The organism is Streptomyces sp. NPDC001868, assembly GCF_040297125.1.
Classification (GTDB): Bacteria; Actinomycetota; Actinomycetes; order Streptomycetales; family Streptomycetaceae; genus Streptomyces.
The window spans coordinates 63,048-73,540 of sequence record NZ_JBEOYO010000045.1 but is presented as its reverse complement, the minus strand read 5'-3'; the positions used below and the strand labels follow the sequence as shown (position 1 = coordinate 73,540).

Sequence of the window (10,493 nt, the reverse complement as noted above, 5' to 3'; positions counted from 1 at the left end):
CTGCTGCGTGAACAGCTCCGCCGCCTGTATCCGCACCGCTTCCCGACGCCGCCGTGCTCCAGGCGTCAGCCCGCCCCCATCCGCGTATCTCACACACCACGGACTACCGACAACACCACACCCACATCAGCAAGTTCAGCAAACATCACCCTAACGAGCCGAGATCAGTAACGATCTCGACGTCGCCCTGCGTCTCGCAGCCGCCATCAGGGCGCGTTCCTAGAACCGGAAGGACCCCGCTGCACAATCCTGCCTATGCAGGCATCTACGCCTACGGTGTCGCCGGGTCGCCGGGTCGCCCCCACGCTGTGAGGTCTACCTACTGAACGCAACGCCGACCCCACTTGATCGCTTACGGAGAGAGCCCTCACAGGGGAGGGGTCGGCCCCTCTTCCATAGCCCGGATCCGCTTTCACTCCCAAAGCAACTCGGAGTCCTCGGCGACAGGAAGTTTGACCAGGGTGCCGTCGGCCTGTGGGACTCGGGTGACGCTCGAATCGGAAGTCTCAACCTCACGGATCTCTCCAGCAGCGCGGACCGGGCCGTCGGCAGTGGGCTGCGGCGCTTCGCGCGGTGTGCCAGGGCGCACAAGTCCCGGTGATGATTCGGTGCGGAGGGCGTGCCGGAACCGTCGTGGTCAGGCGGGAGTCCGGATCGTGGCGCAGGGGTGCCAGGTCATCTCGGTGGTGCGGGTGTCTGCGGGTGGTGGAATCCCGGACGCCGACGTGACCGGTGGCCATTGCCCGCCGCCGGTGTTCTCCTCGCTGGGCTCGGTGTTGGCGGCGGGTGTGCCGGTCTGTGTCCAGCTTTTTGGCGACGCGGCCGTGGGCGAGGCGTCAAGCTGGGTCGGCGATGTTGACGCCGTGGGACCTTGCCCTGTCGGGCAAACTCCTTCCAACGCCAGACGAGTTGATGGATATCTCGGGGAGGGGCCTCGGCGATGTCGGCGTGGCTACCGCGGCAGAACACCGAGCGGCAGGTGCGGCTGAAAGAGCGGGTCGAGCTACCGCGCAGGGAACTGTCACAGGTTCAGGCCGAGCTGGAGCGACTGACCGTGCGTCGTCCCCGGAGGGCGGAACCGCGGCGCACGGCCCGTGGCTGCGGGTTGGGGAGGCCTCCCCGGCCGGGACCTTACGGCACCGGTTCCTGCCTCGGCGGGCTGTTCCGGACGCTCACCGCGCCCGGAACAGCCCGCCGAGGTCCTGTCAACTGTCCAGCATCTTCAGTGCCTGTCGGTGCCAGACGAGCGGGTTGTGGTCGTCGTCCGTCAGCATGGTGAGCACGCGCAGCACGATGATGTCGTGATCGCCGGCCGGGTAGCGGTGCTCGACGGTGCACTCCAGCCAGACCGGCGCACCTTTGAGGAAGATGGCGCCGGACTCCGCCTGGACCGTCTCGACACCGGCGAACCGGCCCTCCTTGCTGGGGGACGCGAGTTGCCGGGTCTTGTCGCTGTGCTCCTCTCCCAGGACGGAGACCCCGATCGTGTCCGCGCGGGACAGCACCGGCCAGGTCGTCGAGGTGTGCTGCACGGCGAAGGACACCATGGGCGGGTTGAGCGAGACTCCGACGGTGAAGGACGAGACGACGATGACGGCGGGTTCGTCCTGGACCCGTGCCGAAACGGCCGCGACTCCGGAGGGGAATCCGGCGAACGCCCTCTTGACCTCGGCGTGATCCGAGGTGAAACCCTTCAGCGCGGTCATCGGTCTGCTCCCGTCTGCGTGGCGTCGAGCACGATCGGACCCCACTGTCCGGCCCACCGGGCGAGTGAGTCATCCGTCGTGTAGGTGGAGTCGAGTTGGTAGAGGCCCTGTGCGGGGCAGGTGGCGCCGAGTTCCACGAGCACGGGTTTGAGGGTGAGTTCGGGGGCGAGGGCGTGCGCCGGTCCGGCACCGAGCATGAGGGGCAACGCCACCTGGCCGGCGAGGCCGGTCGCCGTGGGGAACTGGTCGAGGAACAGCTTGAGCAGGCCGGTGTAGGTCCCCTTGTAGGCGGGGGATGCCGCGATCACGATGTCGGCGGACCTGACCCGCTCGACGGCCGCGGTGACGTCCGGGTCGCCCCAGGTGAGCAGGCCGGCTCCGAGGGCGGTGACTTCGAGGACCTCGCAGTCGAGCCCGAGGGTTGCGGCGAGGCGTTCGGCGGCGTCGCGGGTGCGCGAGCCGGCCTTGGGGTTTCCGACGACGGCGACGGCTTTCATCAGGCGACTCCTGTGGGTAGAGGGGGCGCGGTGGTGGAGACCGCGGGAGTACCGGCCCCGGGACGGTCGACTCGGAGGAACACGGACGCGAGAAGACAGAGCACTCCGACGGCGGCGAGGCCGCCGAGGGTGGCCGCGTAGTCGAATCCGGCCAGCAGAACGGCACAGACCGCGCTGCCCAGCACGGCGCCGAGTTGCTTCATGGCGTTGAAGGTTCCGGACGCCGCCCCGACCTCGTCCGGCGCCACCGAGCTCACCGCCGCGATCGACAGGGGCGACCAGACGAACGAGTTGGCCACTCCGTACACCGCGAAGGCGGCGGTCAGCGCGGGGATCGGCGCGTCCGTCGCGACGAGCACCGCCGAGGCTCCGATGGAGACGACGAGTGCGAGTGAGCCGATGACGGCGACCGCACGGGGCCCGATGCCGTTGTTGAGCCGGGCCGAGACGGGCGCTCCGAGCAGGCACAGCACGCCCATCGGTACGAGGGTGAGCGCCGCCGCGCCGGGGTCGAGCCCACGCTCCTGCTGGAGGTAGAGCATCAGGGGGATCATGGCCGAGCCGGCGCTGAAGGCAGCGGCGGCGCCGGCCCAGGACGCGGTGACGAACCCGCGGCTGCGGAGCAACGCGACGGGCACGAGCGCGCGCTGCCCGGCGCGACGCTGTAGCCAGACGACGGCCGCGACGACCAGCGTGCCTGCCACGGCGAGAAGCCACCGGGGCACACCCAGCACGTCCGCGCTCGCGGCGTCCGTGCCCTGGATGCCGAGGACGAGTGCACCGACGCCGGTCGCGTTCGCGCAGATCGCCCACACCGGGATGCCCGCCTTCTGGCGCGGGAAGGCCGGTACGAACGCGGCCACGGCGGCCATCGCGGCGATGCCGACCGGGACGTTGACCCAGAACACCGCGGGCCAGCCGCCGACGGCGACGAGCAGACCGCCGGCCAGCGGCCCGACGGCCACCGCGGCTCCGCCGACCGCGCCCCAGATGCCGAGCGCGACGGCGAGGCGCGGCGGCTGGAACAGCGCCTTGACGATGGTGAGACATTGCGGAGTCATCAGCGCGGCGCCGACGCCCTGGACCACCCGCCAGGCGATGAGTGCCGCGATGGTGGGGGCCAGCGCGCACAGCAGCGACCCGAGGGTGAACGCGGCGAGCCCGACCAGGTGGACGCGCCGGTGGCCGTAGCGGTCGCCCAGCCGTCCCGCGATGATCAGGGGCACGGCATAGGCGATGAGGTAGCCGCTGTTGACCCACATCGCGAGTGTTTCGGTCGTGTGCAGGCCGGTGATCAGTGCGGGCAGCGCGACCGAGGTGATCGTGCTGTCCAGTAGCAGCATGAAGAACCCCGCGCACAGGCTGCCGAGAGCGAGCCAGTGGCGTCGCTCGCTCGGTGTGGCCATCTCACACCGCCAGGTTCTCGCGCAGCGTGGCGCCCGGGTAGGCCGGTGCGAGCGCGCCGCGGCGGCGCAGCTCCGGCAGCAGCAGCTCGCTGATCTCGGCGAAGCCCGAGGGCATGGCCAGCGGGCTGGAGAACATGTAGCCGCCGCGCGATCCGGTGGCGGCGAAGTTCTCCTCCAGGGCGTCCGCGACGGCGGAGGGGGCGCCGACGATGCTGTGGTCGAGCCCCGTCGCCCTGCCACGGCCGTGCGCGAAGAACTCGCTCCGGCTCATCGTGTGGTTCTCACCGAACTCGGCGATGAGCGAGCCGACAAGACCCGCAGGGCTCGCGTTGGCCGCCACGATCTCGTCGCGCAGCTCGGCCAGACGGAACGACTCCGGCAGCGTCGAGAGGTCGTAGCCGGCGTTGTGCGACAGGTAGGTGGCGACGGCCTCCTCGCTCCAGAACTCGTGCACCGCGTCACGGCGTGCCTCGGCTTCGGCAGTCGTGCGGCCGACGATGACCTGTGTGGCCCAGAGGATGCCCACGCGGGCCGGGTCGCGCCCCTCGGCGAGGAGTGCCTCGTCGAGCAGTTTGCGGTGGCGTTGCTGGGCCATGAGGTTGCCGCCGAAACCGAAGACGAGATCGGCGAGCCGCGCCGACGCGACGATGCCACGGGGCGAGTTGCCCGCCTGGACGACGAGCGGGTGGTGCTGTGGACTGGGCACCGACGCGAGCGGGCCCTTGACGGTGAAGAAGCGCCCTTCGTGATCGATCGGGTGCACCTTGGAGGGGTCGGCGAACCGGCCCGTGTCCCGGTCGCGCACGATGGCGTCGGGTGCCACCGAGTCCCACAGCGCGCGGCAGACCTTGACGAACTCCTCCATCCGCTCGTAGCGCAGACCGTGGTCCATCAGCTCGTTGAACCCGTAGTTCGCCGCGTCCGCGCCGCGCGTCGAGGCGACGACGTTGAAGGCGATGCGTCCGCCGGTCACGTGGTCGAGTGAGTTGAGCAGCCGGGCGACGTAGAAGGGGTGCATGAACGTCGAGGAGTACGTCAGCCCGAAGCCGATCTTCTCGGTCACGGTGGACATCGCCGCGATGACCGGCGACATGTCGTGGCGCGGCCACTGGATGCCCCACTCGACGGCCGGTTCGATGCTCCCCCGCCAGGTGCTGGGGATGCCGCTTCCGTCACCGAAGAACAGCAGGTCCACGCCGGCGCGCTCGGCCGTCCGGGCCAGCTCCATGTACATGCGTACGTCGGGGAAGTCGTGCCCGACCCAGGAGCCCTGCCGGGCCCAGGCACCCTCGGTGTGGGTGAAGGAGAGGTCGTAGCCGATGTGCATGCCGGTCACCGCGCTGCCTTCTTCCACATCTCGGTGACCTCGTCGGCGTCGCTGAGCACGGCCACGTTGAGTGCCAGTTGGGCGAGGGCGGCGGCGTTGACGTCGAGGTCGTAGGCGGCGGTGGCGTCCCGAGGGACGACCACGGGCCAGTCCAGTTGCAGGGCGTCCTGGGCCGTGGCGTACACGCAGCACTCGCTCGTCAGGCCCACGACGGTGAGCCAGTCGCAGTCGGCCTCGTGGAGCCGGGCGGCGAGATCGGTGTCGAGGAAGCCGCTGTAACCGCGCTTGACGACGCGCGGTTCGCCCTCGGCGGGGCACACGCGGTACCACTCGGCTCCGGGCGTACCGAGGACGCACGGTTCGGCCGGGCTCATGGGGGCGTCGTAGTCGCCACCGCGCAGCCAGTTGCTCGCCCGCCACGGACGGGCCGGGTCGCTGCCCAACTCGACCCAGAGGACGGGCACTTCGGCGGCGCGTGCCGCGTCGACGAGGTCGCTGACGCGGGTGACCGCCTGGTCGAGGGCAGCCAGCGCGGCGTCCGTCAGCCCGTATTCCGTGAGGCGGGCCGGATCGGCGAAGTCGCGCTGTACGTCGACCACGACCAGCGCGGGCCCGCTGCCGGGTCGGGTGAGGTGGGCGAGTTGGGTGTCGCGCAGGCCGGGCATCAGGCGGCCACCTCGTCGCGGGCGCGCAGGGTGGGCAGTACGGTCTCGCCGAACAGCAGCATGTCCTCGTCGTACTCCGGGAAGATCAGCATGAGTCCGTCGAGGTCGGCTTCGCGCACGATGTACTCGATGTGGTCGGTGACCGTCTGCGCCGATCCGGCGACGTACGGCGTCTGGAACGCCGCCTCGCCGTCCGCGCCGTCGGCCCACGCGCGCGCCTGGTCCTCGGGGATGCCCCAGGTGCGACGCATGTGGGCGAGGGCCTCGCGGTCGAGCCCCGCGCCCCACTGCTTCACCTTCTTGGCGGCCAGCTCGTCGGTCTCGTCCTGGACGACGGTGAGCATCGAGTAGGTCTTGCAGACGCGGCCGTGGGCCTTCGCCCGGTCGTGGACGTCCGCCGAGAGCATCCGCATCTCGTCGAGGCTCTCGGCGGAGAGGAAGGCGCCGTCGGCGTACTTGGCCTGGAAGCGTCGGGCGTCCTCCGACCTGCCCGCGTTGATGAGGGTCGGGCGGGTGGCCGGATGCGGGCGGGACTCGCAGTCGACGAGGTCGAAGTACGGCGTGTGCATGGTGACGGAGTCCTCGGTCCACAGGCGGGTGACCGCCTCCGTCCACAGCTCCGTCATCCGGTAGCGGTCCGCGTGGCTGAGCCGCGGGTCCCACTGGCCGAACTGCTCGAACTCGCCCGCGTAGGAGCCGTTGACGATGTTCATGCCCGCGCGGCCGCCGGAGATGTCCTGGAGGGTGGCGTACATCTTCGCCGCGAGGGCGGGGTTGTGGACGTTGGCGTGCAGGGTCGCCCAGATCTTGACGCGGCTGGTCGCCTCGGCGAGTGCCGCCATCATCGTCATCGATTCGAGCGAGCGGCCCCAGTGGTCGGTGCTGCCGCCGAAGCCGCGCCACTTCGCCATCGACATGACGAAGTCGAGGCCGATGGTCTCCGCGTGGATGGCTGCGCGCTTGTTCCACGCGTAGGTCGCCTCGGGGTGGGGTGCGGTCGTGGACAGCATCCATCCGCCGTTCCCGATGGGGAGGAAGATTCCGTACTCTTTCGCGGGCATGCGGGTGAGTCCTTCTGTGAGATCGCCGGCGCCGTGCGGGGAGCCGGGAGCCGTGCGGGCTGCTGAAGCGGCGGGTGCGGTCAGGGGGCGGGCCAGACGAGCTTGTCGGCGGCGTACACGTTCTTGACGAAGGAAGCGTCGAACCACCCCCGGGCCTGGTCGGCGGTCACACTGTCGGGCACGATCCTGAACTGGTGCAACATGCCGACCAGCCCTGTGACGTTCTCGGGGTCGATGCCGCCCAGGGGCTGTCCGGGCGTCGGGTTGTCCTTGACGACCTGCGTCTCGGTCTTCCAGATCGCCGTGTTCAGCTTCTTGTCGTAGGTCGGTCCGGACAACTCGGCCGCGTACCCCACACATTCGGCGATGTGCTTGTCGCTGGACGTGCAGTAGTCGTAGGCGTGCAGCGCGGCGCGCAGGATGTCCTCGACGGCGTGCGGGTGGGCCTTGGCGAACGCCGGGTTCACCGCCATCGCGCCGAGTGAGCTCGGGACGCCGTAGTCGACCGGCTTCCACACCGTGATGTCGTCGCCTGCCGCCTTGAGCTGGTTGGGCTCGTTGGAGACGAATCCGGTGAGCGCCTCCAGGCCGCCCTGCCTGCGGGGCAGTACGGAGGGGTCGTAGCCCTGCTTGACCAGCTTGAGCGAGTTCCACTTGACTCCGGCCTTGACCATCATCGCCTGGACGGTGGCGGGTACGTAGCCCTTGTGGCCGACGACCTTGCCGTCGAGCTGGGGCAGCTTGGTGATGTCCTTGTTCGTCATCAAGATCTCGAGGCCGGCGTTCGAGTACGAGGAGATGCCGGTGATGTCGATACCGTTGGCTCGGGCTTGGATGACGTCCTGCTCGGCGACCGGACTCACGGTCGCCTGTCCGCTGGCGAGCAGCTTGGTGTTCTGTGCCGTGTCGCCGGTGCCGGGCTTGAGGGCGACGTCGAGGCAGAGGTCCTTGAAGTAGCCGAGCTTGGCGGCGGCGATGTACTCGAGGATCGACACCGACGACTGGTACTGGTAGCCCGACAGGTAGGTGATCTTTCCGGCGGCCTTGTTCTCGGCGCACCGCGCGGCGGAGATCGCGGAACCTGCCGAGCCCGTCGAGGTGCTGTCGGAGGAGTCCGAGCCGCATCCCGCGAGGCCGGCCGTCAGCGCGACGGCGGCGAGGGAGGCGAGGCCGGATCTGATGAGGGTGGACTGCATGGGTGACTCCGAACTGGCGGGGGCCGCCGGGGAATGGGGTGCCGGGGAAGGGGTGTGCCGGGGAAGGGGCGCCAATGGCGCGGATCAGGGCATGGGCCGCCGAGCGCCCCGCCATCGCGGGCGACCGGGGACAGGGACGTGAGGGCGGTCAGTTGTGCGCGCTGTCGTGCCAGTGGAGGACGCGGCGTTCCACCAGTGTCACGACGAGCAGCAGGAGTACGCCCAGGACCGCGAGGACGAGGATCGAGGCGTATACGACCGGCAGCTGGTTCATCGACGAGGCCACACTGATGGCGGTGCCGAGGCCGCGGGTCGATCCGGACGCCGACATCTCGGCGACCACCGCGCCGACGATCGACAGGGGGAAGACGATGCGCAGCGCCGCGAACAGGAACGGCAGCGCGTTGGGGAAGCGCACGTGCAGCAGGAGTTCGAAGCGGCCCGCGTCCATCGTCCGGTACACCTGCAGAACCTGCTGCGGCACGGACCGCAGACCGGCCGCGGTGTTGATGAGGATCGGGAAGAAGCAGATCAGGCCCGCGATGACGAGCTTGGGCAGCGGGCCGAAACCGAAGGCCACGACCAGTGCCGGTGCGATCGCCACGAGCGGAGTGACGTTGAGGACGACCGCGATCGGCATGACCGCCCGGCGCACCACGGGAAGCTCGGTCGTCAGCACCGCGAGGACGACCGCGGCGACGAACCCCAGCGCAAGGCCGGCCGTCGCCTCACCCAGGGTGACCAGGGCGTTGTCGACGTAGTAGCCGAACTCCGTGGTGAGCGAGCCGCCGATCTTCGGCAGCGGCGGCAGCAGGTAGGGCAGTTCCCTGGCTCCCCACTGCCACAGGACGGCGAGGAAGGCCAGCATCACGGCGAGGGGCAGCCACACGGAGGGACGGACCCACGCGATCCGGGACCTCGGATGCCTGAGACTGAAGCGCGACGGTTCGACGGGTGTCTCCGGCTCCGTCGCCGGGGTGGCGCTGGTGAGTTCGTCGGTCAAGGTCATCTCCCGCACCCCCTTCACGCGGCCGCGCCGTGCCAGGCGTGGCGGAGACGGTCTCGGATCAGGTCCTCGTACTCGTGGAAGCGACGTTCCCGGAAGAGGTTCTCGCCGCGCGGCCGGGGCAGGCCGATGTCGATGGTGTCCACGATGCGGCCCGGCCGCGGTGCCATGACGACCACGGTGTCGGAGAGCCGGACGGCCTCCGAGACGGAGTGGGTGACGAACAGCACCGTTGTCTTCAACTCGTCCCACAGGTCGAGCAGTTGGTCCTGCAGGCTCTCGCGGGTGAACTCGTCGAGTGCCGAGAAGGGCTCGTCCATGACCAGCACGTCGGGCCGCAGACCGAAGGCGCGCACGATCGCGGCACGCTGCTGCATACCGCCGGACAACTGCGCCGGAAGCTTGTGCATGGCTTCACCGAGACCCGCCTTGACCAACAGGTCCCGCATGTCCGGGGCCGCCTGCCGCTTCGCGAAGCCGCCGATGCTCTCGCGACGCCCGGCGGCACCCCTGTTGATCTTCTGCGGCAGTGTGACGTTCCGCAGCACGGACAGCCAGGGCAGCAACGCCGGGCTCTGCGGCACGAGTCCGATCATCTTGGCGGCGCACGCCTTCGCCGGTGCCACGCCATGCACCCGGACCTCACCGTGGTCGGGCTGCTCAAGCCCGGCCACCATGCGCAACAGCGTCGACTTGCCGCAGCCGCTGGGCCCGATGAGACTGACGAACCGGCCGGGCGGCACCGTCAGATCAACGCCGTCGAGGGCATTCGTGGCGGACGGCCCGAATCCGTAGACCCGGTGCACCGATCGCAACTCAAGTGCTGGCGTACCAGTCACCTTCACGCTCCCATCCATGTCGCGAGCACGAAGGCCCGATCCTGGAAGTCGGAGAGCGTGCGTAGCGAGTGCGGGAGACTGCGACGCGGAAATCCGCTTAGGTGTGTCCGACCGTAGGAGCCCCGTGTTTCGATCTGTCACCGCTTCTTGTTTCGCGGGTATTACGTTCGCTGCTGCAGCGTTACGGCCGTGCTGCCGTCGAAGACGTAGATCTCGATTCCGAGGTCCGCCGCCGCGCATCCCACCCAGCCGCCGAGCGCCTGCACGATCAGCTCGGAGACAAGGAGCACCGCCCGCTCGGCGGTGGGCACCGCGTCACGCAACCAGAGCAGCTTGAACATGTCCGCCATGACCTTGTTGCGGTAAGCGGGCTTGTACGTGCCCTGATTGCTGACGAGCTGGACGAGCACCCGGCCGTCGGCGTCGATCCCCTCGACCTCGACGCGGTTGCCGTCGGGCAGCATGAGCGGCTTCGGACGTAGCTTGGTACCGAGCCGGTCGCCGAGGGCGATCAGCATGCGGCGTTCGGCGGAACCTTCGGTGAACCGGCTCCACTCGGTGGGGGCTTCGAGGACAGTCAGGTGGCGCATCTGCCGGAGTCTAGGAAGCGACCGTTTCCCGCGTGTTTCACACGGGCTGTACCTGGTTGCCGGGATCCGCAACAGGTTCCGCTCCGGATCCCGGGCTGCGGCAGGTTCCGGCGGTCGTGCCGCAATTCGGTGAGGCGGAAGCTGACCGCCGGCCTGCTACCGGCGGCTCCCTGTGCCCGGTCTGGAGGCGCTGACCAGCA

General features: G+C 69.5%; 10 protein-coding genes. All 10 read right to left on the bottom strand.

Going from position 1 to position 10,493, the window contains the following annotated elements; all coding sequences use genetic code 11:
• Positions 1-1,205: 1,205 nt before the first annotated feature.
• The 10 genes from ABT147_RS35985 to ABT147_RS35940 all read right to left on the bottom strand — a co-directional run bounded on the left by ABT147_RS35985 (position 1,206) and on the right by ABT147_RS35940 (position 10,293).
• Positions 1,206-1,706, bottom strand: coding sequence for a flavin reductase family protein (locus tag ABT147_RS35985; protein ID WP_351414191.1), 501 nt, complete (start codon positions 1,704-1,706; stop codon positions 1,206-1,208).
• Complete coding sequence (locus ABT147_RS35980; protein WP_351414189.1) at positions 1,703-2,203, bottom strand: NAD(P)H-dependent oxidoreductase; 501 nt, start codon at positions 2,201-2,203, stop codon at positions 1,703-1,705. Before ABT147_RS35980 ends, ABT147_RS35985 begins: the two co-directional genes overlap by 4 nt.
• A complete protein-coding gene (locus ABT147_RS35975; protein ID WP_351414186.1) occupies positions 2,203-3,609 on the bottom strand; it encodes an MFS transporter in 1,407 nt (468 codons plus the stop codon). Before ABT147_RS35975 ends, ABT147_RS35980 begins: the two co-directional genes overlap by 1 nt.
• A 1-nt stretch (position 3,610) precedes the next feature.
• Positions 3,611-4,936 (bottom strand): NtaA/DmoA family FMN-dependent monooxygenase, encoded by a 1,326-nt coding sequence (locus tag ABT147_RS35970; RefSeq protein ID WP_351414197.1) that lies wholly within the window; start codon positions 4,934-4,936, stop codon positions 3,611-3,613.
• 5 nt (positions 4,937-4,941) lie between these two features.
• A complete protein-coding gene (locus tag ABT147_RS35965) occupies positions 4,942-5,601 on the bottom strand; it encodes a cysteine hydrolase family protein (RefSeq protein WP_351414184.1) in 660 nt (219 codons plus the stop codon).
• Positions 5,601-6,662, bottom strand: a complete 1,062-nt coding sequence (locus ABT147_RS35960) for an LLM class flavin-dependent oxidoreductase (RefSeq protein WP_351414182.1) — start codon at positions 6,660-6,662, stop codon at positions 5,601-5,603. The genes ABT147_RS35965 and ABT147_RS35960 overlap by 1 nt, the downstream gene beginning before the upstream one ends.
• 80 nt (positions 6,663-6,742) lie before the next feature.
• Positions 6,743-7,858: an ABC transporter substrate-binding protein gene (locus tag ABT147_RS35955; RefSeq protein WP_351414180.1), complete on the bottom strand. Its 1,116-nt coding sequence runs from the start codon at positions 7,856-7,858 to the stop codon at positions 6,743-6,745.
• Between the two features lie 148 nt (positions 7,859-8,006).
• Complete coding sequence (locus tag ABT147_RS35950) at positions 8,007-8,867, bottom strand: ABC transporter permease (RefSeq protein ID WP_351414178.1); 861 nt, start codon at positions 8,865-8,867, stop codon at positions 8,007-8,009.
• Between the two features lie 14 nt (positions 8,868-8,881).
• A complete protein-coding gene (locus ABT147_RS35945; RefSeq protein WP_351414175.1) occupies positions 8,882-9,703 on the bottom strand; it encodes an ABC transporter ATP-binding protein in 822 nt (273 codons plus the stop codon).
• Between the two features lie 161 nt (positions 9,704-9,864).
• Positions 9,865-10,293, bottom strand: coding sequence for a hypothetical protein (locus ABT147_RS35940; RefSeq protein ID WP_351414173.1), 429 nt, complete (start codon positions 10,291-10,293; stop codon positions 9,865-9,867).
• Between the last annotated feature and the right edge of the window lie 200 nt (positions 10,294-10,493).